Source organism: Micromonospora sp. CB01531, from assembly GCF_001905095.1.
Taxonomy (GTDB): domain Bacteria; phylum Actinomycetota; class Actinomycetes; order Mycobacteriales; family Micromonosporaceae; genus Micromonospora.
In genome coordinates this window covers 256,414-283,001 of the sequence record NZ_LWLS01000094.1, presented here as the reverse complement: position 1 = coordinate 283,001, position 26,588 = coordinate 256,414, and the positions used below count along the sequence as shown (strand labels likewise).

Annotated in this window: 24 protein-coding genes, 1 pseudogene and 1 riboswitch; of the genes and pseudogenes, 13 read left to right on the top strand and 12 right to left on the bottom strand. The window is 74.3% G+C overall.

Going from position 1 to position 26,588, the window contains the following annotated elements:
* Nucleotides 1-68 precede the first annotated feature (68 nt).
* Together pstA and pstB are read left to right on the top strand one after the other, a co-directional pair.
* Nucleotides 69-1,157: a phosphate ABC transporter permease PstA gene (gene pstA, locus A6A27_RS29480; RefSeq protein WP_073837889.1), complete on the top strand. Its 1,089-nt coding sequence runs from the start codon at nucleotides 69-71 to the stop codon at nucleotides 1,155-1,157.
* Nucleotides 1,158-1,177: 20 nt separating this feature from the next.
* Nucleotides 1,178-1,954: a phosphate ABC transporter ATP-binding protein PstB gene (gene pstB / locus A6A27_RS29475; RefSeq protein WP_073837888.1), complete on the top strand. Its 777-nt coding sequence runs from the start codon at nucleotides 1,178-1,180 to the stop codon at nucleotides 1,952-1,954.
* 65 nt (nucleotides 1,955-2,019) lie between these two features.
* On the opposite strand, the gene A6A27_RS29470 is transcribed toward pstB, so the two are convergent.
* Nucleotides 2,020-2,847 (bottom strand): NUDIX hydrolase, encoded by an 828-nt coding sequence (locus tag A6A27_RS29470; protein ID WP_073837887.1) that lies wholly within the window; start codon nucleotides 2,845-2,847, stop codon nucleotides 2,020-2,022.
* A gap of 70 nt (nucleotides 2,848-2,917) precedes the next feature.
* On the opposite strand from A6A27_RS29470, the gene A6A27_RS29465 reads away from it, so the two are divergent.
* Complete coding sequence (locus A6A27_RS29465; RefSeq protein WP_073837886.1) at nucleotides 2,918-3,886, top strand: Gfo/Idh/MocA family protein; 969 nt, start codon at nucleotides 2,918-2,920, stop codon at nucleotides 3,884-3,886.
* 41 nt (nucleotides 3,887-3,927) lie between these two features.
* On the opposite strand, the gene A6A27_RS29460 is transcribed toward A6A27_RS29465, so the two are convergent.
* The 3 genes from A6A27_RS29460 to A6A27_RS29450 form a co-directional block, all read right to left on the bottom strand.
* Nucleotides 3,928-4,932: an inorganic phosphate transporter gene (locus tag A6A27_RS29460; protein WP_073837885.1), complete on the bottom strand. Its 1,005-nt coding sequence runs from the start codon at nucleotides 4,930-4,932 to the stop codon at nucleotides 3,928-3,930.
* Nucleotides 4,933-4,936: 4 nt separating this feature from the next.
* The gene (locus A6A27_RS29455; protein WP_073837884.1) at nucleotides 4,937-5,563 is read right to left on the bottom strand and encodes a DUF47 domain-containing protein; all 627 of its coding nucleotides are present in this window, start codon (nucleotides 5,561-5,563) and stop codon (nucleotides 4,937-4,939) included.
* 143 nt (nucleotides 5,564-5,706) lie between these two features.
* Nucleotides 5,707-6,681, bottom strand: a complete 975-nt coding sequence (locus A6A27_RS29450; protein WP_073837883.1) for a PPK2 family polyphosphate kinase — start codon at nucleotides 6,679-6,681, stop codon at nucleotides 5,707-5,709.
* 220 nt (nucleotides 6,682-6,901) lie between these two features.
* On the opposite strand from A6A27_RS29450, the gene sigJ reads away from it, so the two are divergent.
* A complete protein-coding gene (gene sigJ / locus A6A27_RS29445) occupies nucleotides 6,902-7,858 on the top strand; it encodes an RNA polymerase sigma factor SigJ (RefSeq protein ID WP_073837882.1) in 957 nt (318 codons plus the stop codon).
* A gap of 6 nt (nucleotides 7,859-7,864) precedes the next feature.
* Here sigJ and A6A27_RS29440 read toward each other — a convergent pair whose 3' ends face one another.
* Complete coding sequence (locus A6A27_RS29440) at nucleotides 7,865-8,371, bottom strand: DUF402 domain-containing protein (RefSeq protein WP_073837881.1); 507 nt, start codon at nucleotides 8,369-8,371, stop codon at nucleotides 7,865-7,867.
* An 83-nt stretch (nucleotides 8,372-8,454) separates the two neighbouring features.
* On the opposite strand from A6A27_RS29440, the pseudogene A6A27_RS29435 reads away from it, so the two are divergent.
* Nucleotides 8,455-10,607 (top strand): annotated as a pseudogene (locus tag A6A27_RS29435) (ATP-dependent DNA helicase).
* A gap of 98 nt (nucleotides 10,608-10,705) precedes the next feature.
* Here the strand turns inward: A6A27_RS29435 and A6A27_RS29430 are convergent.
* Nucleotides 10,706-11,986: an AI-2E family transporter gene (locus tag A6A27_RS29430; protein ID WP_073837921.1), complete on the bottom strand. Its 1,281-nt coding sequence runs from the start codon at nucleotides 11,984-11,986 to the stop codon at nucleotides 10,706-10,708.
* 173 nt (nucleotides 11,987-12,159) lie between these two features.
* Between A6A27_RS29430 and A6A27_RS29425 the strand changes: the two genes are divergently transcribed.
* Nucleotides 12,160-12,507 (top strand): GroES family chaperonin, encoded by a 348-nt coding sequence (locus tag A6A27_RS29425; RefSeq protein ID WP_073837880.1) that lies wholly within the window; start codon nucleotides 12,160-12,162, stop codon nucleotides 12,505-12,507.
* Between the two features lie 76 nt (nucleotides 12,508-12,583).
* Complete coding sequence (locus A6A27_RS45225) at nucleotides 12,584-12,751, top strand: hypothetical protein (RefSeq protein WP_198940493.1); 168 nt, start codon at nucleotides 12,584-12,586, stop codon at nucleotides 12,749-12,751.
* A 90-nt stretch (nucleotides 12,752-12,841) separates the two neighbouring features.
* Here A6A27_RS45225 and A6A27_RS29420 read toward each other — a convergent pair whose 3' ends face one another.
* Nucleotides 12,842-14,326 carry a PrsW family intramembrane metalloprotease gene (locus A6A27_RS29420; protein WP_073837879.1) on the bottom strand — a complete coding sequence of 495 codons (1,485 nt, stop codon included), beginning with the start codon at nucleotides 14,324-14,326 and terminating at the stop codon, nucleotides 12,842-12,844.
* A 23-nt stretch (nucleotides 14,327-14,349) separates the two neighbouring features.
* Nucleotides 14,350-14,470, top strand: a riboswitch (SAM riboswitch).
* Nucleotides 14,471-14,519: 49 nt separating this feature from the next.
* Between A6A27_RS29420 and A6A27_RS29415 the strand changes: the two genes are divergently transcribed.
* Entirely contained in the window at nucleotides 14,520-15,839 is a 1,320-nt protein-coding gene (locus A6A27_RS29415) for an aminotransferase class V-fold PLP-dependent enzyme (protein ID WP_073837878.1), read from the top strand.
* A gap of 102 nt (nucleotides 15,840-15,941) precedes the next feature.
* Here A6A27_RS29415 and A6A27_RS29410 read toward each other — a convergent pair whose 3' ends face one another.
* Entirely contained in the window at nucleotides 15,942-17,201 is a 1,260-nt protein-coding gene (locus tag A6A27_RS29410) for an FUSC family protein (protein WP_083672960.1), read from the bottom strand.
* A gap of 71 nt (nucleotides 17,202-17,272) precedes the next feature.
* Here A6A27_RS29410 and A6A27_RS29405 point away from each other — a divergent pair, with 71 nt between their 5' ends.
* Nucleotides 17,273-17,914: an HD domain-containing protein gene (locus A6A27_RS29405; protein WP_083672955.1), complete on the top strand. Its 642-nt coding sequence runs from the start codon at nucleotides 17,273-17,275 to the stop codon at nucleotides 17,912-17,914.
* Here the strand turns inward: A6A27_RS29405 and A6A27_RS29400 are convergent.
* Complete coding sequence (locus tag A6A27_RS29400; protein WP_073837876.1) at nucleotides 17,880-18,167, bottom strand: DUF4031 domain-containing protein; 288 nt, start codon at nucleotides 18,165-18,167, stop codon at nucleotides 17,880-17,882. The two genes, A6A27_RS29405 and A6A27_RS29400, sit on opposite strands and share 35 nt — an antisense overlap.
* Nucleotides 18,168-18,225: 58 nt before the next feature.
* On the opposite strand from A6A27_RS29400, the gene A6A27_RS29395 reads away from it, so the two are divergent.
* Nucleotides 18,226-19,626, top strand: a complete 1,401-nt coding sequence (locus A6A27_RS29395; RefSeq protein ID WP_073837875.1) for an FAD-binding oxidoreductase — start codon at nucleotides 18,226-18,228, stop codon at nucleotides 19,624-19,626.
* Nucleotides 19,627-19,629: 3 nt separating this feature from the next.
* Here A6A27_RS29395 and A6A27_RS29390 read toward each other — a convergent pair whose 3' ends face one another.
* Nucleotides 19,630-20,139, bottom strand: coding sequence for a hypothetical protein (locus A6A27_RS29390; RefSeq protein ID WP_073837874.1), 510 nt, complete (start codon nucleotides 20,137-20,139; stop codon nucleotides 19,630-19,632).
* Between the two features lie 62 nt (nucleotides 20,140-20,201).
* Nucleotides 20,202-22,019 carry a glycerol-3-phosphate dehydrogenase/oxidase gene (locus A6A27_RS29385; RefSeq protein ID WP_073837919.1) on the bottom strand — a complete coding sequence of 606 codons (1,818 nt, stop codon included), beginning with the start codon at nucleotides 22,017-22,019 and terminating at the stop codon, nucleotides 20,202-20,204.
* A 73-nt stretch (nucleotides 22,020-22,092) separates the two neighbouring features.
* Between A6A27_RS29385 and A6A27_RS29380 the strand changes: the two genes are divergently transcribed.
* The 3 genes from A6A27_RS29380 to A6A27_RS29370 all read left to right on the top strand — a co-directional run bounded on the left by A6A27_RS29380 (nucleotide 22,093) and on the right by A6A27_RS29370 (nucleotide 25,953).
* Nucleotides 22,093-24,612 carry a S8 family serine peptidase gene (locus A6A27_RS29380; RefSeq protein ID WP_073837873.1) on the top strand — a complete coding sequence of 840 codons (2,520 nt, stop codon included), beginning with the start codon at nucleotides 22,093-22,095 and terminating at the stop codon, nucleotides 24,610-24,612.
* Nucleotides 24,613-24,688: 76 nt separating this feature from the next.
* Complete coding sequence (locus tag A6A27_RS29375; RefSeq protein WP_073837872.1) at nucleotides 24,689-25,618, top strand: GNAT family N-acetyltransferase; 930 nt, start codon at nucleotides 24,689-24,691, stop codon at nucleotides 25,616-25,618.
* Nucleotides 25,619-25,710: 92 nt separating this feature from the next.
* Complete coding sequence (locus A6A27_RS29370; RefSeq protein WP_073837871.1) at nucleotides 25,711-25,953, top strand: hypothetical protein; 243 nt, start codon at nucleotides 25,711-25,713, stop codon at nucleotides 25,951-25,953.
* A 65-nt stretch (nucleotides 25,954-26,018) separates the two neighbouring features.
* On the opposite strand, the gene A6A27_RS46335 is transcribed toward A6A27_RS29370, so the two are convergent.
* Nucleotides 26,019-26,588: TCP-1/cpn60 chaperonin family protein (locus A6A27_RS46335; protein WP_274534598.1), on the bottom strand; the 570-nt coding region annotated here is incomplete at its 5' end.

The following is a 26,588-nucleotide window of genomic DNA, read 5'->3' as shown; positions in this document are numbered from 1 at the left end:
ACGCTGATCGTCAACATCACCGCCCGCGCGATCATCTACCGCCGCCGCGAGTTCACGGAGTCGGCCGCATGACCACCACCGTCACCTCCCACCGCCCGCAGCCCCCGGCCCAGCCGGTCACGCTGCGGGCAAAGCGGCTTCCGGGGTACGCCGCGCCCGCCATCGCCGTCGTGGCCCTGCTGGTCGCCGCCGGGATCGTGTACGGCGCCGGCATCGGCGGCCCGGTCCTGGTGGTGGTCGTCGGCGCGCTGCTCTACCTGGCCGGCCTCTACCTCGCCACGAACGCCGTCGAGGGCCGCCGGTCCGCCCGCAACCGGACCTGGAGCGCGCTGATCCACTCCGCCTTCGTGCTGGCGGTGCTGCCGCTGGCCTCGGTGGTCTGGACCCTGGTCAGCAAGGGCGCCGAGCGGCTGGACGGCAACTTCTTCCTCACCTCGATGAACAACATCGGGGCCCGGGACGCGAACGGCGGCGCCTACCACGCCATCATCGGGACGCTGGAGCAGGTCGGCATCGCCACCCTGATCACCGTCCCGCTCGGCGTGCTCTGCGCGATCTACGTGGTCGAGTACGGCCGGGGCCGGTTCGCCTTCACCATCCGCTTCTTCGTGGACGTGATGACCGGCATCCCGTCGATCGTCACCGGCCTGTTCGTCCTGGCCTTCTGGGTGCTGATCGTCTCGCCGTTCTTCAACGACGGGCGGCCGGGCTTCTCCGGCTTCGCCGCCGCGCTGGCGCTGAGCGTGCTCATGCTGCCGACCGTGGTCCGCTCCAGCGAGGAGATGCTCCGCCTCGTCCCGGCTCCGCTGCGCGAGGGCGCGTACGCGCTCGGCGTGCCGAAGTGGAAGACCATCCTGCGGGTTGTTTTGCCGACGGCACTGCCGGGCATCGTCACCGGTGTGATGCTCGCCATCGCGCGGGCCGCCGGCGAGACCGCCCCGGTGCTGCTCGTCGCCGGTGGCGGCGCGGCGATCAACTTCAACCCGTTCGAGAACAACCAGTCGTCGCTGGCTCTCTTCGTCTACCAGCAGGCCGGCGAGGCCTCGAAGTACTCGCCGGCGCGGGCGTGGACCGCAGCGCTGACCCTGGTCGCCCTCGTCCTCATCCTGACCGTCGCGGCGAAGTTGCTGGCCCGCCGCAACCGGCTCGGCCGATGAATCCCGGAGGTACCACCACCATGGCCAAGCGCATCGAAGCCACCAACGTCACCGCCTACTACGGCGCCTTCAAGGCGATCGAGAACATCAACCTGACCGTCGAACCGAAGACGGTGACGGCCCTGATCGGCCCCTCCGGCTGCGGCAAGTCCACCTTCCTCCGGTCGATCAACCGGATGCACGAGGTGCTGCCGGGTGCCCGGGTCGAGGGCAGCCTGACCATCGACAACCAGGACATCTACGACCGGGACGTCGACGTCACCGCGGTCCGCCGGATGATCGGCATGGTCTTCCAGCGGCCCAACCCGTTCCCCACCATGAGCATCTTCGAGAACGTGGTGGCCGGGCTGCGGCTCAACGGGGTGAAGCGGAAGTCGATCCTGGAGGAGGCGGCCGAGAGGGCGCTCCGGTCGGCGAACCTCTGGGACGAGGTGAAGGACCGGCTCGGCAAGCCGGGCGCCGGCCTCTCCGGCGGTCAGCAGCAGCGGCTCTGCATCGCCCGCACGATCGCGGTCGAGCCGCAGGTGGTGCTGATGGACGAGCCCTGCTCGGCGCTGGACCCGATCTCCACGCTGGCCATCGAGGACCTGATGTTCCAGCTCAAGGACAAGTTCACCATCATCATCGTCACGCACAACATGCAGCAGGCCGCCCGGGTGTCGGACCGGACCGCCTTCTTCTCCATCGAGAAGACCGGCGACCCGGGCCGGCTGATCGAGTACGACAACACCCAGAAGATCTTCAGCAACCCGAGCATGAAGAAGACCGAGGATTACATCACCGGCCGCTTCGGCTGAGCCGCCGATCCCGGCCCGCGAGGGGCGTCGGTCGACCTCGACCGGCGCCCCTCGGCGTACCCGGGTCAGTCGAGGAGGAAGCGGGGCTCGCCGGTCTCGGGGAGGTCGAGGCGGGGGGTCACCGGCGTGGCTGGATCGCGGGTCGCGGCGGCCCGGGCCACGCCGGCCAGGTCTCCGGCGGCGGCGACCTCGGCCAGGGTGACCAGGGTGGGCGGGAGCATGGTCAGCTCGCCGGCCTCCGCCCGGGCCAGGGCCTCCGCCGGGCGGATCCACAGCGTGTGGTCGGCCTCGCCGGAGACGTCCCGGGTCCGCTGCCCCGCCGGCAGCAGGGCCACGAAGAAGTACGTGTCGAAGCGGCGCGGCTCGAACTCCGGCGTGATCCAGCGGCTCCACGGCAGCAGCAGGTCGGACCGGAGGGTGAGCCGGCGGCCGGCCAGCAGGTCGGCGAAGCCGGTCCGGCGGGACACCAGGTCCTGCCGGGCGGCCTCCCAGTCGTCCCCGCTCACGTCGCCCACCACGGTCGCCGCGTCCGGACCGGCCAGCAGCACGCCAGCCTCCTCGAAGACCTCCCGGGCGGCGGCGCAGACGACCGCCTGGGCGTCGTCCGGGGCGAGGCCGAGCCGGTCACCCCACGCGGCCGGCTCGGGGCCGGCCCAGTCCAGGTGCGCCTGCGAGTCGGAGCGGTCCACCCCGCCGCCGGGGAACGCGTACACCCCGCCGAAGGCCATCGCGGCGACCCGGCGGATGACGTACACCTCGAAGTCGGGGCCGGCCGGGCGGAGCAGCAGCACGGTGGCCGCGACCCGGGGCACGGCCGGCACGCCGCCCTCGGCGCGGAACCGGCGGGCGTGCTCCACCAGGGCGGGGGGTGCGGCGAAACCGTGGCTGGTCATCCTGCGAGCCTAGTTCCCGACCAGTGGATCGATTCTCCGGCGGCGCGGGAGAGCGGGATAGCGTGCCGCCATGACGCGTTGGGGAATCCTGGCCACCGGACAGATCGCCGGGCGCTTCGCCGAGGACCTGCGGCTGGTGCCGGGAGCGGAGCTGGTGGCGGTCGGCTCGCGTACCCGGGAGAGCGCCGAACTGTTCGCGGCCCGGCACGGCGTGCCCCGGGCGTACGCCTCCTGGGCGGACCTGGCCACGGACCCGGACCTGGACGTCATCTACGTGGCCACCCCGCACGCCGCCCACCACGAGGCGGCGATGACCTGCCTGGCCGGCGACAAGGCCGTGCTGGTGGAGAAGCCGTGCACGCTCGACCTGGCGACCAGCAGCGAGCTGGTCGAGACGGCCCTGGCCCGCGGCCGCTTCCTCATGGAGGCCATGTGGATGCGATGCAATCCGCTGATCCTGCGGGTGGTTGAGCTGATCGCGGATGGCGCGATCGGCGAGGTGACCCACGTACGGGCGGACTTCGGCCTGGCCGGGCCGTTTCCGCCGGAGCACCGGATGCGGGCCCGGACGCTGGGCGGTGGGGCCCTGCTCGACCTGGGGGTCTATCCGGTGAGCCTGGCCCACCTGCTGCTCGGCGTGCCGCAGCACGTGCACGCCTGGGCGAAGCTGAGCCCCGAGGGGGTGGACGAGAACACCGGCCTGGTGCTCGGCTGGGACAGCGGCGCCGTGGCGACGCTGAGCTGCGGGATGATCGGTGCCACCGCGATCACCGCGTCGATCACCGGCACTACCGGCCGGATCGACCTGCCCGAGCCGTTCTACCGGCCGGGCGCGGCGGTGCTGCACCGGCCCGGCGCCGAGCCGGAGACCGTCCCGGCGGACCTGGCTGGCGGCGGCTACCAGCACGAGGCCGTCGAGGTGCAGCGCTGCCTGGCCGCCGGGCTGATCGAGAGCCCGCTGGTGCCGCACGCCGCCAGCCTGGAGGTGATGGCCCTGCTGGACGACATCCGGGCCCGGATCGGCGTCGCCTACGCGTGAGGGCCCCGGCCCGGTGGCCGGGAGCCCTCCCCACGTCAGCCTCAGAACAGCGGGCGGACCAGCAGGTACGCCAGGCAGGCGATGGCCGCCGACGCCGGAAAGGTGATGATCCAGGCGATCACGATGTTGCCGGCCACGTTCCAGCGGACCGCGGAGAGCCGCTTGGTCGCGCCCACGCCCATGATCGCCGAGGTGATCGTGTGGGTGGTGGAGATCGGGGCCTTCAGCACCAGGGCGTTGAAGTAGAGCACGGCGCTGGCCACCGTCTCGGCGGCGAAGCCCTCCGGCGGGCCCAGGTCGATGATCTTGCGGCCGAGGGTACGGATGATCCGCCAGCCACCCGCGTAGGTGCCGGCCGCCAGCATGGCTGCCGAGGTCCAGAACACCCACTGCGGGATGTGGGTCTTGTCGGACTGGTAGCCGCCCGTGTAGAGGGCCAGGACGATGATGCCCATGGTCTTGGCGGCGTCCTGCATGCCGTGACCGACCGACATGGCGGCGGCCGAGGCGGTCTGCGCCCAGCGGAAGCCCCGGTTCAGCTTGGCCGGCTGGCCCTTCCGGAAGAGCCAGAGGATCGCCAGCATCACCAGGAAGCCGAGGATCAGGCCGACCACCGGCGAGAGCACCATCGGGATGAGGACCTTGTCGATGATGTTGCCCCACTGCACGACGCCGTCGGCGGCGAACAGGGTGGCGCCGACCAGGCCGCCGAAGAGGGCGTGCGAGGAGGACGACGGCAGGCCGAAGTACCAGGTGATCAGGTTCCAGGCGATCGCACCGAGCACGCCGGCGAAGACCACCCCGAGGCTGGTCACCCCGGTGGGCAGGGTGACCAGGCCGTCGCCGACCGTCTTGGCCACTCCGGCGCCGAAGTGCGCACCGACGAAGTTGCCGACGGCAGCCAGGGCGAGGGCGACCCGGGGGGTCAGCGCCCGGGTGGAGACGCTGGTGGCGATCGCGTTGGCCGCGTCGTGGAAGCCGTTCGTGTAGTCGAACGCCATGGCGACCACGATCACCGCCAGCACGGCGATGAGTTCGGGAGTCACGGGATCAGGACTCCTTGACCGCGATGGTCTCGACGGTGTTGGCCACGTGCTCGAAGGCGTCGCAGGCGGCCTCCAGCTCGTCGGCCACCTCCTTCATCTTCAGCACGGTGAGCGCGTCGTACTCGCCGGAGAAGAGACGGACGAGCAGCATCCGGTACGCCTGGTCACCGTCGTTCTCGAGGCGGTTGCACTCGATCCAGTAGTCCTCGAGGTTCTTCATCGACCGCAGCTGCGGCATGGCGTCGGCGGTCAGCTTGGCCTGCTGGTCCAGCACGTTCACCAGCTCGTGCAGCTCGCGCGGCAGGGCGGGGAGCTTGGTCAGGCCGTACAGGTAGAGCAGGTTGCCGACGGCCTCCAGGTGGTCCATCACGTCGTCGAGCAGCGAGCCCAGACGGTAGATGTCCTCCCGGTCGAACGGGGTGATGAAGGTGGAGTTGATCTTCTTGAACAGCTCGTGGGTGATCTGGTCGCTGTCGTGCTCGACCTCGGTCAGCCGCTCGCTGACCGACTGCACGTCAACGCCGGGCAGCGCTAACTCGTTCAGGAGCTCGGTACCCCGCACCAGGTTCTGCGCGGCCCTGGTGAAGAGCTCGTAGAAGGCGCCCTCGGTGGGACGGAAGGAAAACTTCACAGCACGGACCTCGTCGTGTCGGTGGAAGGGTGGCCGTCGCCCCGAAAGGGCGTCCGCTCTGCGCATGCTAGGTACCCGGCGTAGCCGAGCATTCTTCGGCCTACCCCTGGTCAGGGCCGATTCACCGCTCGTTCACCTTCCGTTCACCTTGACCTTGTCGCCCTCTCACCCCGCAACCGGCCGCGCTCCCGCTCGACGTCGAAATCGGCGGGCGGATACCCCAGATCCAGTGCGTCGAACGTCTCCCGGAGCAGGTGGGCCACCGCCCAGTCGCGGTACCACTTCCGGTCCGCCGGCACCACGAACCAGGGCGCGGCGTCCGTGCCGCACCGCTGCAGCGCCTCGGCGTACGCGGCCTGGTAGTCGTCCCAGCGGGCCCGGGTGTCAAGATCGCTCGGGTTGTACTTCCAGTACTTCGTCGGGTCGGTGAGCCGCTCCATCAGCCGCTCGCCCTGCTCGGCGTACGAGATGTGCAGCATCACCTTCACCAGGGTGACCGAGTCGTCGGTCAGCTCCCGCTCGAAGGCGTTGATCGCGTCGTAGCGCCCCCGCCAGGTGGCCTCGTCGACCAGCGACTCGACCCGGGCGATCAGCACGTCCTCGTAGTGGGACCGGTTGAAGATCCCGACGTATCCGGGCGGCGGCAGGGCCCGCCGGATCCGCCACAGGAAGTCGTGCCGCAACTCCTCCCCGGTGGGCGGGCCGAACGAGCGGATGTGCAGGCCGAGCGGGTTCATCGCGCCGGCCACCCGCTTGATCGTGCCGTCCTTGCCACCGCAGTCCATGGCCTGGAGCACCAGCAGCACCCGGCGCGGGTGGCCCCCACCCAGGTGGGCGCCGGCCTGGGTCGGGGCGCTGGTCGGCGCCCCCGGACCGGCGGCGCCCTTCGCCTCGGCGTACAGCATCTCCTGCTGGCGGCCGAGCGCCTCACCGAGCAACTCGACCTGCCTACGGGCCCACTCCTTGGGCCCGCGCCCGATCCCGGCCGCCGGGGGCAGCCCCGGCGTCGACCGGGGATCGATGCCCGCGAGGTCCACGGCCCGGCCACCCGGCGCCACCCGCAGCAGCTCCCGCATCGGGCCGCGCACGGGCCGCACCACCTCATCGACTCCGCTCATCCCTCGATCTTCACCCACCTCACCCATCCCCGCCTCCCGAGCGCCCCGCGCCCCGCCCGCCACCGCGTCCACGCCAAGATCCACACACCGTCCAGGGTCTCCAGGCCGCCGACGGTGGCCGTGGGCGGGGCGCGGCGGGACTGCGAACGTGTCACGTTTCGGGGCGGTGGGTCGTCCAGAGGTATGGGGAGAATGTGGTCTCCGACGGGAGGGAGCGGCCGTGACGGACCTGGCAGCGGAGTTCGAGGCGGAGCGCGGCCATCTCATGGCGGTCGCCCACCGGATGCTGGGCAGCCGGAGCGAGGCCGAGGACGCCGTCCAGGAGACCTGGCTGCGGTACGCGGGCGCGTTCGCCGATCCGGCCGCCCGCGCCCAGATCCGCGAGCTGCGCGGCTGGCTGACCACCACCTGCTCGCGGATCTGCCTGGACGTGCTCCGCTCCGCCCGGGTACGCCGGGAGGCGTACCCAGGTCAGTGGCTGCCGGAACCGGTGGTGACCGACGTGCCCACGGCGGACGGGTTCGCCCCCGACCCGGCCGAGCGGGCGGTCCGCGCCGACCAGCTCGGCACCGCCCTGCTCGTGGTGCTGGAGCGGCTGAGCCCGGAGCAACGGGTGGCGTTCGTGCTGCACGACGTCTTCGCTGTGCCGTTCGCCACGGTCGCGGACGTGCTCGGCACCACCACCGTCGCGGCTCGGCAGCTCGCCTCCCGGGCCCGCCGGGCGGTGACCGCGCCGGACGTCCCCCGGCACACCGCCGACCTCGCCGAGCAGCAGCGGGTGCTCGCCGCGTTCATCGCCGCGGTGGAGTCCGGCGAGCTGGAGCGGCTCGTCCAGGTGCTCGCCCCGGACGTGGTGATGATCGGCGACAGCGGCGGGCACTTCCCGGCGGCCCGCCGGCCGGTGGTCGGCGCCGAGGCGGTGGCCCGGTTCGTCCGCGGGCTCTTCGGCCAGGCGAGCCGGTACGGCGACACCGTCCTCGCCCGACCCGTGCTGGTCGACGGCGCGCTCGGCTGGCAGGCGGAGACGGTGTTCCGGGACGGGCGGCCGATCCGCATAGTCACCTCGTTCGCGGTGCACGACGGCCGGATCACGGGCGTGTTCAACCAGCTCAATCCGGAGAAGGTGGCCCAGTTGCCGGCGGTGGGGGCGCAGACCGGCTGGCCGCCGCACTCGTGAGCCAGCTCAGACCACCAGGGCCAGCCACTTCCGGTACGACGTGGCGAACGGCTCGGTGCCGTTCCCGAGCGCGCCGAACAGCCAGCGGGCGGCCGCCTCGGCCTCGACGACCAGGTCGTCCGGATAACCGAACCGCTCCCGGTGCTCGGCGAACTCGTCCTCGTCGCGCAGCTCGACCACGCCGGTCTCGCGGCGGCGTACCACATCCAGGTCGAGGTCGATCAGGTGGACCGTCTCGTCGCCCTGCCAGCGGGCCGGGGTGGCGATGTCGCAGTAGACCTCGCTGGTCCGCGGCGGCGGGTTGAACATCCCGGTCCACCAGGCGTGCCGGGGCACCAGCAGGACGAACGGGATCTGCTCGACCGAGGGCCGGCCGTGGTAGACCGATTCGGTGCCGGCCGGTACGCCGAGCCAGACGCCGAGGTCGTCCTCGGCGAGCCGGCGGGCGGGGTAGTCGCGGTGGGCGCTGCCGTCGTACTTGCGGTAGATCACGCGGACCACGTCGCTCGGCATGACTGGCACCCTAACCGATTCCGGCCACGCGACGCGATCGGCAGGTAACCGGACGCGACCCGCCGGAGCGCGCCACGCGCCGGATGGGCGGGACCGCTGTCGGCGGCGGCGGGTACGGTCGCACGGTGACCCCGCCCCCTGCCGCCACCGGTCCCGCCGTCAGAAAGCAACGTCGGGGCACCCGGCCCGGCGGCGGCGAGCTGCTGGCCGCCGCGGTCGGCGCGGTCCCCGGGGGCGCGACCCGGCCCGGTCAGCAGCAGATGGCCGAGGCGATCGAGCGGAGCATCGCCTCCGGCGAGCACCTGCTGGTCCAGGCCGGCACGGGCACCGGCAAGTCGCTGGCGTACCTGGCCCCGGCGCTTGCCGTGGACGGCCCGGTGGTGGTCTCCACCGCCACCCTGGCGTTGCAGTCCCAGCTGGTCGACCACGACCTGCCCCGGCTGGCAGACGCGGTGGAGCCGCTGCTCGGCCGTCGCCCCACCTTCGCGGTGCTGAAGGGCCGGCACCACTATCTCTGCCTGGCCCGGCTGGACAACTCGGTCGAGGAGGAGCCGGAAGACACCCTCTTCGACACGCCCCGGCCCGGCGGGGGCACGAAGTGGCTCGGCGAGGCGGGCCGGCTCGGCAAGCAGATGCAGCGGTTGCGCGACTGGGCGGAGGAGACCGCCACCGGCGACCGGGACGAGCTCGACCCGGGCGTCGACGACCAGGTGTGGCGGTCGGTCTCGATGCCGGCGCGGGAGTGCGTGGGCGCCAGCCGCTGCCCGTTCGGTCAGGAGTGCTTCGCCGAGGCCTCGCGGGCTCGGGCCCGGGAGGCGGACATCGTGGTGACCAACCACAGCCTGCTCGCCGTCGACATGCTGGCCGGCCGGCACATCGTGCCGCCGCACAAGCTGTTGGTCGTCGACGAGGCGCACGAGCTGGCCGACCGGGTGTCGTCCGCCGCCCAGGCGGAGCTGGTCCCGGAGCTGATCGACCGGTCCGCCCGCCGGGCCCGGCCACTGCTCCGCCCGGAGGTCGCCGAGCGGCTCACCGAGGCGGGCGACGCCCTCGCGGTGGGGCTGGCCGAGGCGCCGGCCGGGCGGCTCACCGCCGGCCTGCCGTCGCCCCTCCGGGAGGCGTGCACGCTGCTCGACGCGGCGACCCGGGCCGCGCTGGAGGCGATCGGCGAGATCAAGGCCGACGACCCGGACCCGGTTCGCAAGCAGCAGGCCAAGGCGGTGCTGGACGAGCTCTCCACCACCGCGCAGCGGCTGCTGGAGGAGGCCGACCACGACGTCGCCTGGGTGGAGAAGCCGGAGAACGGCAGCCGGCGGGCCCTGGTGGTCGCGCCGCTCTCGGTCGCCGGCACGCTCGCCACCCACCTGTACGACGAGCGCACCGTGGTCGCCACCTCGGCGACGCTGGCGCTGGGCGGCCGGTTCGACACGGTGGCCCGGGCGCTTGGGCTGGAGGCGCCGCCGCCCGCCCCGCCCTCCCCGGCCGCACCGGGTCTGCCACCGCGCCGGTGGCGCGCACTCCGGGGAGCCGGGCCGCGGTCGGGACGGTGCCGGCCACCGAGGGGCCCGGCTGGCGCTCGCTCGACGTCGGCTCGCCGTTCGACTACGCCCGGCAGGGCATCCTGTACGTCGCCGCGCACCTGCCCAGGCCCAGCGTCTCCGGGCTGCCCGAGGCGGCCGGCGAGGAACTGCTGGCGCTGGTCGGCGCGCTCGGTGGCCGTACCCTCGGGCTCTTCTCCTCGCGGCGGGCCGCGCAGCAGGCGGCGGAGCTGCTCCGGGCGCGGACCGACCTGCCCGTGCTGCTCCAGGGCGAGGAGGCGCTGCCGCTGCTGGTCCGCCGGTTCCGGGGGGAGCGGGAGAGCTGCCTGTTCGGGGTGATGTCGCTCTGGCAGGGGGTGGACGTGCCGGGTGACGCCTGCCAGCTGGTGGTGATCGACCGGCTGCCCTTCCCCCGGCCGGACGAGCCGCTCGCCGCCGCCCGCGCGGCGGCGGTGGACGCCAGCGGCGGCTCCGGCTTCGCGGCGGTCAGCGTGCCGATCGCGGCGGTCCGGCTGGCCCAGGGCGTCGGCCGGCTGATCCGGGCGACCGGCGACCGCGGGGTGGTGGCGGTGCTCGACTCCCGGCTGGAGACGGCCCGCGGCTACGGCCCGTTCCTGCGGCGCTCGCTGCCGCCGTTCTGGTACACCACCCGCCCGGACGTGGCCCGGGGCGCGCTGGAACGACTCGGCAAGTCCTGACCCCCGCCGGCGTTGACGCCACTCCGGGTGCGGCCAGCGCGGTTCCGACGGTCCCCGCGCCGGCCGCACCCGGAGTGGATCGAGCCGGGGGACGCGCGTCAGGGGGCCTGGGAGGCGACCACCACGGCGTCCGGTGGGGTGTCCGGGACGGTCCGGGCGGCGAGCCGGCGGATCGCGGTGTTGAGCACCGCGATCAGCGGCACCGCGACGAGCGCGCCGGCGATGCCGGCGAGGACCACCCCGGCGGCGATCCCGATGATCACCGCGAGCGGGTGGATGGCCACCGCCCGGCCCATGATCAACGGCTGGAGCACGTGCCCCTCCAGTTGCTGCACGCCGATGACCGCGCCCAGGATGATCAGCGCCGTGACCGGGCCGCTGTCGACCAGCGCCACCAGCACGGCCACCCCGCCGGAGAGCGCGGCTCCGACTATCGGGATGAACGCTCCCAGGAAGACCAGCGCGGCCAGCGGAAACGCGAACGGGATGTTGAAGATCACCAGGAAGATTCCGATGCCGACCGCGTCGATGAACGCGACCAGCACGGTGGCCCGGACGTACGCGCCCAGCGTCGCCCAGGAGGCCCGGCCGGCGTCGTCGACCTTCCACCGGGCGGCCACCGGCAGCAGCCGGACCAGGAACCGCCAGATCTTGTTGCCGTCGCGGAGGAAGAAGAAGGTCGCGAAGAGCACCAGGATGGTGCCGGTGAGCACCTCGGCCAGGGTGGCCGCGGTGGAGAGGGCGCTAGTGGTGAAAGTCTTGGAGTTGCCGCTGATCCACTTCTGCGCCTCGTCGATGTAGTGGTTGATCTGCCTGTCGGACACGTGCAACGGGCCGGTCTTGAGCCAGCTCTGGATCTGCCGGACGCCCTGCGACGACTTGTCGCTCAGCTCCGGCACGCCCGCGATGAACTCGTTCACCACCAGGGTCAGCGTGCCGACCACCGCGGCCAGGCCGCCGACGAGCACCACCCCGGTCGCCAGCGACCGCGGGAAGCGGGCCTTGAGCAGCCAGCCGACCGCCGGGGCGAGCAGCGCGGAGAGCAGCAGCGCGATCGCCAGCGGGATGATCACGATGCGGATCGTGCCGACGATCTTGAGTAGTGCCCAGGCCACGAGGCCGATCACGATCAACCGCCAGGACCAGGCCGCGGCGATTCGCAGCGCGTGCGGCACGTCCGCGTCGTCCCGGCTTGTGGTCGAGTTGTGCAGGGCCGCCGGAGGGGCCGCCCCGACCGTCGGGGCGCTGGCGGGGGCGGCCGGGCCGGGCGTGGACGGCGAGGCCACCGCCGGCTCCCCCGGCGCGTCGTCGGGGTCGATCCGGTCGGCCCGCGCCGACTGGCGGCCGGACTCGTACGCACGGCGGAGCCGTCTGCGCATCCGCTCGAAGCGGCTCAAGCGCACCTCCCGCAAATCTGGTCCGCCCACGACACAGGGCGGACAGGATACGTCCGTCCGCCCCACCCTAGGGCGAGTTCGCCACACATTGCCCCTGTCCCGCGCCGATCAACCACGCCGACGGCCGCCCACGGGGCACGCGGTAGCGTCTTCGCGTGACCGTCGACCAGAACCTCGACTCCGGCCTGCCGATCCGTCTGCTGCACGACCGCGTGCTGGTGCGTACCGAGGGCGGCGAGGGCGAACGCCGGTCCACCGCCGGCATCGTGATCCCGGCCACCGCGGCCGTGGGCAAGCGGCTGGCCTGGGCTGTCGCCGCGGGGGTGGGCCCGAACGTGCGCTCCATCGTCGCCGGCGACCGGGTGCTCTTCGACCCCGACGACCGCTCCGAGGTGGAGCTGCACGGGCGGGCGTACGTGCTGCTGCGCGAGCGGGACGTGCACGCCGTCGCCGCCGAGCGGGTGGAGAACGAGCCGACCGGTTCGACCGGTCTCTACCTGTAGCCGCCCGCCCCGGGGTGCCGTTTGCGCCGCTTCCCCCTGGGAAGCCAGGCAAGCACCAGCGCCCTGGGGAGGGACCATGCCGGTATTCGTGAAGAAGCTGCTGATCGTGGGGGCGGTCGGCTTCCTGATCTTCTTCATGGCGTTCCGGCCGGACGGCGCGGCGCAGCTGTTCAAGTCGATCGGCGCTCTCCTGATGGCCATCGCCCAGGGCCTCGGCGACTTCCTCACCGGCCTGATGACCTGACCCTCGCCGCCGTCCCGCCACCGTCAGGCCCTCAAGGGCCAGGGCGCGGCCGGCACCGGAGACCGGGTGCCGGACCGGCCGGGCGGGCCGTTAGGCCCCGGGCGGCCAGGGCGCAGCCGGTCGGTGGCCGTACCAGCCGGGCGGGCCGTAGGTGGGCGGTTGGGCCGGGGGCGGGGCCAGCACCACCGGGATCGGCACCACCGGCTCGTCCGGAGCCGCCACCGGGCGCTGCGAACCGTCCGGGAACCGCAGGTGGTAGTGCTGCCCGTCCCAGACGCCGACCGGGGCCTGCGGATCCCGCCCCACGAAGAACGACCGGTACGCGGCGATCGCGTCCAGCAGCTCCCGTTCCTCCCGCAGGGTCCGCTCCCGTTCGGCCGGCTTCCGGTCCAGCCCGCGGCGCATCCCGTCCCGCAGCAGCGCCAGCCGGGTGGCGGCGAACTGGTAGCCCCGCATCGCCTTCAGCCCGCCGTCGCCGGCCACCCGCCGGGCCCAGGTACGCGCGGCGTGCCGTCGCCCGAGGCTGCCCAGCGCCGCCACCTCGGGCGGGGTGAGCCAGCCGGCCCGGACGTAGTCCGGCAGGGTCCGCTCGGTGAGCCGCCCCTCCCAGGCGCGCAGCCAGACCGCCAACCCGACCATGCCGAAGAAGATCGGCACCATCACGCCGATGTAGCCGTACAGCACGATGATCGGCTGCCCGGTGGCGACGGCCAGCGAGGGCAGCAGGTTCCAGGTGCCGTGCAGCATCATCGCCAGCAGCAGGCCGGCGATCGGGGCGAGGACGCGGATCCGCCGGTCGGCGGTGCGGGCGGCGACGCCCAGCCCCACCCCGGTCATCGAGGTGAACAGCGGGTGGGCGAAGCCGAAGAGCAGGATCCGCACGATGAAGATGGCGATGACCTGCTGCGCGCCGGTGGCCGGTCCGTACTCCTCGACGCCGGTGCGGTAGCCGTATCCGCCCAGGTAGAGGATGTTCTCCACCATGGCGAAGCCGATCGCGGAGAGCCCGCAGTAGACCAGCGCGTCGGTGATCCCGGAGAACTCCCGGCGGCGGAAGATCAGCAGCAGGATCGGCCCGGCCGCCTTGGTCAACTCCTCGATGAACGGGGCGACCAGCACCGCGGTCAGCGCCGCGGGCAGTCCCCAGTCCTTGAACAGCCGGGCGCCGGTCTCGTTGACCAGCAGCGAGATGGCGGTGGAGACAAACGCGCCCCAGGCGAAGCAGAAGATCAGATACTTCAGCGGCTCCGGCTCGTACCGGTCCAGCCAGAGGAAGCAGGAGACCAGCACCGGCACCGGCAGGATGGCCGCGACGACGCCGACCAGCAGGGCCTCGGCGCCCAGGCTCTCGCCGAGGGTGAAGACCATGAACACCGCGCCGGCGGCGATCAGCAGCACCACCGCGGCGAGCGCCAGGATCCGCCGCCAGCCGAGCCGGCGCAGCGGCATCCGGGGGGTCGACGACCCCGGCGGCGGGAGGGCGGGCGCGGACGGCGGCGGCGGCAGGGCGCCGCCGGGCGGGGTGTCGGCCATGCGGTCAGCGTAGTCACCCGTGGCCCTCTGGTCCGGCCGCATCGGGCCCGGTATGCTGCCGGGCAGGTCACGAGCGCCAGCGTCAAGCCCCGGCTTGCTGGCCGGCAACCCTCGTCGAGTTCGCGGTGGGGTGCCCCGGGTGATGACCGGGCCCAGCCCGAACCGCGTGCTGGGCAAGCGCGGACCCCGTCCCGGTAGCCCACCCCGGGGTCCCCTGGACCCGGGAGGTTCCGGCATGACCGTCACCGTCGTACCCACGCTGCCCACGCTGCCCACGCTGCCGGCGTCGAGCCGGCCGGATCCGCTGGGCGTGCTCGGCGTACCCGGGGAGGTCAACCTGGACTACGCCGCCAGCGCGCCGTGCGCGCGGGCCGCGGCCGACGCGGTGGCCGAGCTGCTGCCCTGGTACGCGAGCGTGCACCGCGGCGCTGGCGCGCTGTCGCGGCGCTGCACCCTGGCCTACGAGCGGGCCCGGCAGACGATCGCGGACTTCCTCGGTGCCCGCCCGGACGACCACGTGATCTTCACCCGGAACACCACCGACGCGGTCAACCTGCTGGCCCGGGCGCTGCCGGCCGGCACCACCGTGGTCACCTTCGCCGGTGAGCACCACGCCAACCTGCTCCCCTGGCCGCGTGGCTCGGTCCGGCTGCCGGTGCCGGCCAGCCCCGCCGAGGCGGTCCGCGGCCTCGACGCCGCCCTCACCGAGCTGCGGCGGGGCAGCGCGGGAACGGGTGTGCGGGCCGGGCAGCCCCGGGTCGGCGCCGGAACCCGGCCGGGCCTGCCGGTGCTGGTCGCGGTGACCGGCGCGAGCAACGTGACCGGGGAACGCTGGCCGGTGGCCGAGCTGGCCCGGGTGGCCCACCGGCACGACGCCCGGATCCTGGTGGACGCGGCCCAACTCGCCCCGCACGTCCCGGTGGACCTGGCCGCGCTGGACGTCGACTACCTGGCCCTCTCCGGCCACAAGCTGTACGCCCCGTTCGGCGCGGGCGTGCTCGTCGGGCGCGCCGACTGGCTGGACGCGGCCCCGCCGTACCTGGCCGGCGGTGGGGCCACCAGCCACGTCGGCGCGGCCACCCACGAGGTGCGCTGGGCCGACGGGCCGGCCCGGCACGAGGCGGGCACCCCGAACCTGCTGGGCGCGGTGGCCCTCGCGGCGGTCTGCGCCGCGCTGACCGAGGCGGACCGGGACGAGCTGCACGCCCGGGAGCAGGCGCTGCTGACCCGGCTGCGGTCCGGGGTCGCAGCCCTGCCGCACGTGGTGGAGCTGCGTACCTTCGGGCCGGACGCGCCCCGAGTGGGCATCGTCTCCTTCGTGGTCGCCGGACGGGACTCGGCCGAGGTGGCCGCCCACCTGGCCGACGCGCACCGGATCGGGGTGCGGGACGGGCTCTTCTGCGCTCACCCGCTGGCCCGGCGGCTGCTGGCGGAGGCGGCGGCGCGCAGCGGGCGGCGGGATCTGCCGCCGACCGCGCTGCGGGCCAGCCTCGGCCTCGGCACCGCCCCCGCCGATGTCGACGCCCTCCTCACCGCCCTCGCCACCCTCCCCTGACCGCCGCCCGCCACCGGAGCGGCGCTCACTCATGCCCGCCTGTCCGCTGTCGGATGGCCACTCTTTCGGTGAAGCCGCGCTCAAACCGGGCGCGGGCGGAGGTCAGCCGACGGGGGGTGCGGTGGGGGGCTTGGGGGATTCGCCCTGGTCGGGTGGGCCGCCGGTCCGCTGCTCCCGCTCGCCGAAGGCCTGCCGGATCAGCCGGTTCGCCTCCTCCTGGTCGATGCCGGAGGCCACCATGAGGTCGCTCGCCGCGGTGCGGATCTGGGCGATCACCACGCTGCCGGAGAAGCCCACCCCCTCGGCGTACGCCCGGCTGGCCTCGCTGACCGCGCGCAGGGACCGTTCCCGGGCCTTCTGCGGCTCCTCCCCCGCGGCGAACTCCTGCCGGAGCAGGTGGACCGACTCGGCGAGGTGGCTGATCGCGTCGGGCATCGGCCCGGGGATCGGCTCCTCGTCCTCGATCAGGGTGACCGAGCGACGGATCAGGGTGCCGCTGTTGCGCATCGCCCGGTCGATCGGGTCGGCCGCCTCGGCGTAGTGGGTCAGCTCGCTGCGCCGGTGCCAGCGGGCCGGCGAGATGGTGGCGGTCTCCTTGGCGCCCTCGATCGCCTCGGAGAGCGCGGCCAGTTCCTCCTTGTTCTCCCGAAGCCGGAGCAACGCCTGCTGCGCCGCGTGCCGGTCCCGATTGCGCAGCGCCTCCGCGCAGGCCTGGAGCTGGTCGGAGAGGAGGTTCAACGCCGGCCGGGCGGCCCGGTTGATCACGCGTAACGGGTTCAGCGGCAGCAGAACCGCGGTGACCAGCAGCGCGATGCCGCCGCCCACCGCCGCGTCGATGAAGCGGGGCACCTCCAGATTCTTGGTGGACGGGCTGAGCGTCACGATCAGCACAGCGGTGGCCGCCGCCTGGATCACCACCGCCACGCTCGCCCCGGCGAAGATGCTCAGCAGGATCGCCGCGGTCACCACCAGACCGAGCTGCCAGGCACCGGTCCCGAGGACGTAGACCAGGCCGTCGCCGAGCAACACCCCGATCGCCACCCCGACGATCAGCTCCACGGTCCGGCGGAACCGCTGGCCGACGGAGGCGGCTAGGGTGCCCACCGCGGAGATCGGGGCGAAAACCGGCTGCGGGTTCTTGAGCAGCCGGTGGGAGACCAGGTAGGCCAGGGCAGCGGCGAGGCCCGCCTGGACGGCGAGGCCGGCGGAGGTACGCACCCGATGCAGCCGGTCGTGCCAGGTGGCCCGGCTCCGGTGGCGGAGCTCGTCCATCGCCTCGGCGATCCGGGCCTCGTCGACGTCGACCAGTCCCTCGCGCAGCCGTTTACGCCGCAGGAACGGCAGTCGTCGGTCCCGGGCCACGGCCATGGCCGGGACTACCCGTCCTTCACGGGGTGAATCCTCGTCCCGAGCGGTGGGGCAGACTGCACCGGGTGGACGAACTGATGCAGCGGTGGCGGGACGCGGCCCGCGCCGCGGGCGCGGTCGACCCGGCCGCCGTGGCGGGAGCCGGGGTGCGGCTGCTGGCCGGGTGGCGGGAGCCGCACCGGCACTACCACACGGTGGCGCACCTGCGGGCGGTGCTCGACGTGGTCGACGCGTACGCCGGGCAGGCCCGGCGGCCGGCGCTGGTCCGGCTGGCGGCCTGGTGCCACGACGCCGTCTACGACCCGCGGGCCGGCGGGGACGCCAACGAACGGGCCAGCGCGGAGCTGGCCGGCGAGCTGCTCGCCGACCTCGGGCTGCCGGCGGACGCGGTGGCCGAGGTACGCCGGCTGGTGCTGCTCACCGCCGGACACGCGGTGCGGGCGGACGACCCGGACGGGGAACTGCTGTGCGATGCCGACCTGGCGATCCTGGCCGCCCCGGCCGACCGCTACGACCGCTACGCGGCGGCCGTACGGCGCGAGTACGCCCACGTCCCCGAACCGGCCTTCCGCGCCGGCCGGGCGGCGGTGCTGACCGGCCTGTTGGCCCTGCCCGCCCTCTACCGCCTCCCCGAGCCGCACGCCCGCTGGGAGGAACCGGCCCGCGCCAACCTCACCCGGGAACTCGCTGCCCTGGGAGGCGGGTGAGGTGCTTGGGGCGGCGGAGCCCGGCGTCCCGCAGCAGCCGCACGAGTTCCCGGGAGGGGACCACCCGGGCGCCGAGCCAGACGGCCATCGGGAACCGCTCCGCCGGCAGGTCGTAGTGGTCCCGGTCGAAGCCGCGGCGGGGTGCGCCCAACGCCTCGGCGAAGGCGTGCAGCTCGGCGTACGAGACGTCGCTGATCAGGTGCGACCAGAGCCGTCCGCGCCAGGGCACCACCGGCCGGTCCAGGTACAGCATGGCGACCAACGGTACGCCCGGTTGATGATCACGACCGGCACGACCTAGCCTTCCCGGCATGGCCGCTAGCCCCCTCCTCGACGACCTGCGGGCCGCGCTCGGCGACGCCGCGGTGCTGACCGACCCGGATCTGCTCCGCACCCACGAGCGGGACGAGGCCGACCTCTGCGCGGCGGGTACGCCGCTGGTGGTGGTCCGCCCGCGTACCACCGAGGAGGTCGTGGCGGTGGTCCGGGCGGCGGCCCGGCACGGCGTACCGGTGGTGCCGCAGGGCGCACGGACCGGGCTGGCCGGCGCGGCGAACGCGGTCGACGGCGCGCTGCTGCTGAGCACGGTGGCGATGGACCGGATCCTGGAGATCGACCCGGTGAGCCGGATCGCCGTGGTGCAGCCGGGCGTGGTCAACGCGGCGCTGGCCGGCGCGGTGGCGAAGCAGGGATTGTGGTATCCGCCGGACCCGGGGTCGTGGGAGTCGTCCACCATCGGCGGCAACGTGGCCACCAACGCGGGCGGCCTGTGCTGCGTCAAGTACGGCGTGACGACGGAGTACGTGCTCGGCCTGGAGGTGGTGCTCGCCTCCGGCGAGGTGCTGCGCACCGGCCGGCGGACCGCCAAGGGCGTCGCCGGGTACGACCTCACCCGGCTCTTCGTCGGCTCGGAGGGCACCCTCGGCGTGATCACCGAGGTGACCGTCTCGCTGCGGCCGGCACCCGAGGAGTCGCTCACCCTGGTCGCGGTCTTCCCCACCACGGCGGCGGCCGGCACGGCCGTCGCCGGCATCGCCGAGCGCGGGCTCACTCCGAGCCTGCTGGAGCTGCTCGACCAGACCCATCTGCGGGCCATCGAGGCGTACCGGCCGATGGGGCTGCGGACCGACGCGCAGGCGCTGCTGCTGGCGGCGGTGGACACCGGCGGGCGGGCGGCGGACGACCTGGCCCGGCTCGCCGAGGTGTGCACGGCGGCCGGCGCCGACGAGGTCTACGCGGCCACCGACACGGCAGAGGCGGCGGCGCTGCTCCAGGCCCGACGGCTGGCCCATCCGGCGATGGAGAAGTTCGCCGCCGACACCTTCCCGGGCGGCAACGGCGGCCTGGTCATCGACGACGTGGCGGTGCCGCGCGGCGCGCTCGCGGCCCTGCTCGACGGGGTGGCCCGGATCGCCGGGGAGTGCGGCGTGCCGATCGGCGTGGTGGGGCACGCCGGCGACGGCAACATGCATCCGAACATCGTGGTCGACCGGGCCGACCCGGCCAGCGTGGCGCGCGGCCGGCGGGCCTTCGACGAGATCATGCGGCTCGGGTTGGACCTCGGCGGCACCTGCACCGGCGAGCACGGCGTGGGGCTGCTCAAGCGGGACTGGCTGGCCCGGGAGATCGGCCCGGTCGGCATCCGGGTGCACCAGGCGATCAAGCAGGCGCTGGACCCGGCCGGCCTGTTCAACCCGGGCAAGGTGTGCTGACGCTCAGCCCTTGTCCTCGGCCGGGGTGGTCTGGGTGAGCAGCAGCAGGATCTCGTAGGCCACCGGCGGCTTCTCCTCGCCCGGGCAGTCCTGGGAGGTGATGGTCAGCTCCGGCGAGATCAGCAGGGTGGAGGTCAACGCGTCGATGCAGGTCTGCTTGTAGTGGCGGGCCTGGTCGGTTTCCTGCGCCAGGGCCGGGTCGGCGAGCATCCGCTGCAACCGCTGCGTCTGCTCCGGGTTGAGCGACCCGGTGGAGTCGACCCCGTCACCGGCGCAGTCCCGGCACTGCCACCGCCCGCTCGGGTCCACCTCGAGCGTGCGGACCGGGCCGTCGGTGCCGAGCTTCTGGATCAGCGAGACCCGCCCTGACTCGCCGGCGGCTGTCGCCGCGTTGCCCGCCCCCGGGTTGGTGGCGCCCTCGGCCCGGCCGAACAGCGAACAACCGGTCAGGGCGGTCGCCAGCAGGACGCCGGCGGACATGAGCGGAACGCGCGACCATGGTGGGCGGAGCACGGAGGGAAACCTACACTTCCGTAGGTAGCGCCCGATACCCTCCGAGCGACGTTACCCGCTGGTCACCGCGAGGACGACGGCAACTCGGCGGCGTCGCCCTCGCCGCCCCGGTCCGCCGCGAAGCCGCGGACGTCCGGAGCGCCCAGCCGCGCCGCGTCGGCGGCCACGTCGTCCGGCATCAGCTGCGACCGCCGCTCGGCCTCCACCCGGGCCCGGTATACCGCTACCTCGCGGGCCCGGGTCGCCGCGTCCCAGCCGAGGACCGCACCCATCAGCTCCGCGGCGTGCTCCGCCGACTCCAGACCGCGGTGGCTGGTCTCGATGGAGATCCGGGTACGCCGGGTCAGCACGTCCTCCAGGTGCAGCGCCCCCTCGGCGCGGGCCGCGTAGGTCACCTCGGCAGCCAGGTACTCGGGGGCACCGGCGAGCGGCGAGCCGAGCAACGGGTCGGCACCGACCAGGGCCAGCACGTCGAGGGTGAGCGTGCCGTACCGCTCCAGCAGGTGCTCGACCACACCGACCGGCACCCCGTGCCGGCGGGCCAGGTCGGCCCGGTCCCGCCACATCGCCGCGTACCCGTCGGCGCCGAGCAGCGGCAGGTCGGCTGTACGCGACGGGCGCGTCCCGCCCAGCCGATGCACCGCCCGGTCGACCACGTCCGACGCCATCACCCGGTACGTCGTGTACTTGCCGCCGGCCACCAGCAGCAGCCCGAGCATCGGCTCGACCACCGCGTGCTCGCGCGAGAGCTTCGAGGTGGAGTCCGCCTCGCCGGCCAGCAGCGGGCGCAGCCCGGCGTACACGCCCTCGATGTCGTCGGTGGTGAGCGGGCGGTCCAGCACGCTGTTGACCTGCTCCAGCAGGTAGTCGATGTCCCGCGCGGTGGCCGCCGGGTGGGACCGGTCCAGCCGCCAGTCGGTGTCCGTGGTGCCGATGATCCAGTGGCCGCCCCACGGGATGACGAAGAGCACGCTGGTGGCGGTCCGCAGGATCAGCCCGGCCTCGCCGGTGATCGCCGAGCGGGGCACCACCAGGTGCACGCCCTTCGAGGCCCGGACCCGCAGGCCGGGGCGCAGCCCGACGTCGTCGAGCATCCGCGACATGTCGTCGCTCCACACCCCGGTCGCGGCGATCACCGTGCGGGCGCGTACCTCGAACTCGACGTCGGGCGAGCCGGCGGGCGCCTCCAGGTCGCGAACCCGGACCCCGGTGACCTCGCGGGCCTGCCGGAGCAGCCCGACGGCTTGGGCGCTGGTCACCACGGTCGCCCCGAGGCTGGCCGCCGTCCGGGCCAGCGTCACCACCAGGCGGGCGTCGTCGACCTGCCCGTCGTAGTAGCGGATCGCCCCGGCCAGCGTGTCGGCGCGCAGGCTCGGGAAGACCCGGCGGGCGCCCTCGCGGGTCAGGTGCCGGTGCAGCGGCATGCCGCGGCCACCGCCGAACACCCCGGCGAACGCGTCGTAGGTGGCGACCCCGGCGCCGTAGTACGACCGGCGGAAGAAGCGCCTCGGCAGGTCGCGCAGCCCACCCTCGGCGGGGAGCGGGACCAGGAACGGCACCGGGCGCACCAGGTGCGGGGCGAGCCGGGTGGCGAGCAGCCCGCGCTCGGTCAGCGCCTCGTGGACCAGGTGGAACTCCAACTGCTCCAGGTAGCGCAGGCCGCCGTGGATGAGCTTGCTGGACCGGCTGGAGGTGCCGGCGGCGAAGTCCCGCGCCTCCACCAGGGCCACCTTGAGCCCGCGGGACGCCGCGTCGAGGGCGGCCCCCGCCCCGGTCACCCCACCGCCGATGACCAGCACGTCGAAGCGCTCGGCCCGGAGGCGGCGCAGGTCGTCGGCGCGGCGCTCGGCGGAGAGTTGACCGGCCGCGGATCGGGACACGTTCGGGTCGCGCACCCGTCCACGGTAACCGTCCGCACGCCGCGGCGGCACGCGCCGCCCGGGCCGTACGGTGATGGTCATGGTCGTCGGTCCCCCCGCAGCCCCGGTCCCGCCACCGGTTCCCGCTCCCCGTCGGTCCGGGCCCTGGCCGGTGGTCGCCGCCGTGCTCACCGGCGCCTGGGCCGTCTTCGTGACCGTGCCGGGCCAGGTCGCCGGCTGGGTGGTCGACCAGGTGGTGCTCACCTCGGGTCTCCACCGGGCGGTGCTGACCTGGCCGGTGGTCGTGCTGGTCACCGTGCTGCTGGTGGGCGCGCCCACCCTCGCGCTCGCACTGCTGCCCCGCTCCCCGGCGGTCCGGGCCACCGGCCGCGCCTGGCTCGCCGGGACGCTGGCGCTCGGCGCGCTGACCCTGCTGCGGACGGTGCCGCCGGTGCACGAGGAGGCGTACCTGGCCGCGCTGGCCGCCACCGGGGCCCTGCTCGCGCTGGCGCTCGGCCGGCTGGCGCGCCGCCGCGCGGACGCCACGCCCCCCGACGTAGCCGGCCCGGAGCACACCCCTGCTGGCCCGGCCGGCGTGCCGCCGGGCTCGGCTCCCGCGCCACCTCGTGGCGGTGGGCCGGCGGGCGGCCGGCGGGCGGACCCGGCGACCCTGCTGGCGGTCGCCGCCGGGCTGGCCACGCTGCTGCCCTGGGCGTGGGTGGGCGCGCTCGGCGGGGTGCTGGAGACGGTGCTCGCCGGCCTCGCCGCCGCCGCGCTCGGCGCACTCGCCGCGGCCCTGCTCGACGCCGCCTTCTGGGCCCGGTTCGCCGTCGGCGCACCACCCCGGCCGGCCCGGCTGATGCTGGTCGGCGGGCTGGTCGCCGGGGTCACCCTGGTACTGCTGGCCGCCGGGGCCGGGCAGTCCGGGGCGCAACTGCCGGCACTGGTCGTGCTGCCGCCGCTCGGCGTCGTGCTGGGCGCGCTGGAGGTCGCAGCCCGGCGGGCCGGCGAGCCGGCCGGCCGCCGCCCGGTCCGCTGGCTGGTCGGCCTCGCGCTGCTCGGGCCGCTGGCGTTCGCCGACCCGGAGGAGATCACCGTCCTGCTGGCCACCAGCCGCGACGTCCCGTTCTGGGTGGCGGTCGCGACCGGCGCCGCGTTCGCCGTCGCGGTCCTGCTCGCCATCGGGTACGGGGTGCTGCTGGCCCGGCCCCGCGCCCGCGCCCCGCGCCGCGGCGCGGCCGGGCTGACCGCCGCGGCCCTGCTCACCGCCGTGGCCGTGGTCTACGTCGCCCCCGGCCAACCCGGCCTGTACGGCGAGCGGCTACTCGTGGTGCTGCGCGAACAGGCCGATCTGACCGGCGTCCCGGCCGGGGCGCCCGGGCGGGCCGGCCGGAACGCGCGGACGGCCGAGGTGTACCGGCGGCTGGTGGCCACCGCCGACCGGACCCAGGGTGACCTGCGCCGCGAACTGACCCGGCTACGCCTGCACCCCACGCCGTACTACCTGGTCAACGCCATCGAGACGGACGGCGGGCCGGCGGTACGGGCCTGGCTGTCCGGGCGCCCGGAGGTGGGCCGGGTGCTGATCAGCCAGCGGCTGCGCCCGCTGCCGGCGGCGGCGCCCCCGGCTCGGGGCAGCCAGCCGGCGCCCGCCGGTCCGGTCTGGAACGTGTCCCTGATCGGCGCCGACCGGGTCTGGTCGGAGCTGCGGGTGACCGGGACGGGCGTGGTGGTCGGCAGCTCCGACTCCGGGGTGGACGGCCGGCACCCCGCCCTGGCGGCCGGCTTCCGGGGCGGCGACGACTCTTGGTACGACCCGTGGGAGCACCGCCGCACGCCGGGCGACCGGGGTGGTCACGGCACCCACACGATCGGCAGCGCGGTGGGCCGGAACGGGATCGGCGTGGCGCCCGGGGCGGACTGGGTCGGCTGCGTCAACCTGGACCGCAACCTGGGCAGCCCGGCGCACTACCTCGACTGCCTCCAGTTCATGCTGGCGCCGTTCCCGCCGGGCGGGAACCCGTTCACCGACGGTCGGCCGCAACGCGCACCCGACGTGCTGACCAACTCGTGGGGCTGCCCACCGATCGAGGGTTGCGACCCGGGGGCGCTGCGGCCGGCGACCGCCGCGCTGGCCGCGGCCGGCATCCTGGTGGTGGCCGCGGCCGGCAACTCCGGCCCGTACTGCGGCTCGGTGTCCGACCCGCCGGCGCCGTACCCGGACGTGCTGACGGTCGGCGCGGTGGACCGGGCCCGGCAGCTCACCCGCTTCTCCAGCCGGGGACCGGCCGGAGCGGGCATCGCCAAGCCGGATCTGGTCGCGCCCGGCGCGGGCGTGCTGTCGGCGTACCCCGGCGGCGGCTACACCACCCTGGACGGCACCTCGATGGCGACGCCGCAGGTGGCCGGGGTGGTGGCGCTGATGTGGTCGGCGAACCCGGCGCTCGTCGGCGATCTGGCCCGGACCCGGCGGATCCTCCTCGACACCGCCGCTCCGGCCGGCGTACCGCCGGACGCGGCGCGCTGCGGCGGCCCCGCCGACGAGGTCGGCGCCGGCCTGGTCGACGCGTACGCGGCGGTCCGCGCCGCGCAGCGCGCCGGATCTCCCTCCTGACACCCGGGTCGCCGGTTGGCACCCGGACCGGTCGGGCGGTGCCGGACGGCGGACGGATGACCTAGGGTCGGCGACCATGGACGCGGAGATCATCGAACTCGGCCCGGACCGCCTGCCCGCGATCGTCGACCTCTGCCGGCGGGCCCTCGACCTGCCCGAGGACGCGGCCGAGGCGCCGGCCATCGTGGACACCCTCGCCGCCCGCGCGGCGGCCGACCGGCCGGTGCTGCGGCTCGGCGCGATACGCGGCACCGAGCTGATCGGCGTGCTGGTCGGGTCGCGGTCCCAACGGGACCCCGAGCTCGGCCACGTGGACCTGCTGGCGGTAGCGCCGGAGGAACGGCGCCGGGGCGTCGGGCGGGCCCTGCTGGCCGAGGCGGAACGGCGGCTCGCCGGGCTGGGCGCGGCCGAACTGCTGCTCGCCGGGAACCCGCCGTACTACGCCTGGCCGGGGATCGACGTGCGGTACACCCCGGCGGTCTGCCTCGCGCTGCGGCTCGGCTACCGGCAGGACCGGACGGCCTGGAACATGACCGTGGACCTGGCCGAGGGCGCGCCAGCGCTGCGTACGACGGAGCCCGCCGAGCGCCGGCTGGCCGACCAGGGCGTCACGGTACGCCGGGCCGAGCCGGCGGACCTGCCCGCGCTGGCCGCGTTCGCCCGGTCCACCTTCGGCGGGACGTGGGACGGCGAGCTGGCCGGTTCGCTCGGGCGGCCGGACGCGGGCGCGCACCTGGCGGAGCGGGACGGCGAGGTTCTCGGGTTCGCGGCGTACGGCTCATCCCGGCCGAGCTGGTTCGGGCCGATGGGTACGGCCCCGGCGGCCGAGGGCTCGGGCATCGGTGGGGTGCTGATCCGGCGTTGCCTGCGCGACCAGGCGGCAGCGGGGATCGGCACGGCGCAGATCGGCTGGGTGGGCCCGGTGCCGTTCTACGCGGGCGCGGCGGGGGCCAGGATCGAGCGGGTTTTCTTTCTGTACCGGAAAGCGCTGGACGGACAGGAATGACTAATGGGGCGAAAAGTGCATAGACGCTAATAATGCCATTCCGGCCCGTGGCCATTGACCGCCCCCTACGGTCGAGTCATAAGGAGGCAGCCATGACCACGGACGACGAACGGACCGACGACCAGCCGACGAGCTGGCACCCGGTCGGCGAGGTCTCCGGCCAACTGCCGTTCGACCGGCTCGACTACGGCGATGCCGAGCAACTGGTGGAGATGGCCGGCATCGACGAGCCGTCCAGCGACGAACCGCTGCAACTGGTGGACGAGCCGATCCGCATCCCGCCGCCGTACGAGCGGGCGCACAAGCGGCGAAACCAGCGGCGGCTGCCGACGTGAGACACGGAACGGGGGCGGACCGCTGACGCGGCCCGCCCCCGTTCGGCGTGCTGGTGGAGCTGGACTCAGAAGTCCATCTCCCCGCCACCCGGACCAGCCGGGGCGGCCGGGGTCTTCTCCGGCTTGTCCGCCACGACGGCCTCGGTGGTGAGGAACAGCGCGGCGATCGACGACGCGTTCTGCAGCGCGGAACGGGTCACCTTGGCCGGGTCGATGATGCCCGACGCGAGCAGGTCGACGTACTCGCCGGTCGCGGCGTTGAGGCCGTGGCCCGGGTTGAGGTTGCGGACGTGCTCGACGACGACGCCACCCTCCAGGCCGGCGTTGACGGCGATCTGCCGCAGCGGGGCGTCCAGCGCGATCTTGACGATCTGGGCACCGGTCGCCTCGTCGCCGGCCAGGTCCAGCTTGTCGAAGGCGGTCTTGCCGGCCTGCACCAGCGCGACGCCACCACCCGGGACGATGCCCTCCTCGACGGCGGCCTTCGCGTTGCGGACGGCGTCCTCGATGCGGTGCTTGCGCTCCTTCAGCTCGACCTCGGTGGCCGCGCCGACCTTGATCACCGCAACACCGCCGGCCAGCTTGGCCAGGCGCTCCTGCAGCTTCTCCCGGTCGTAGTCGGAGTCGCTCTTCTC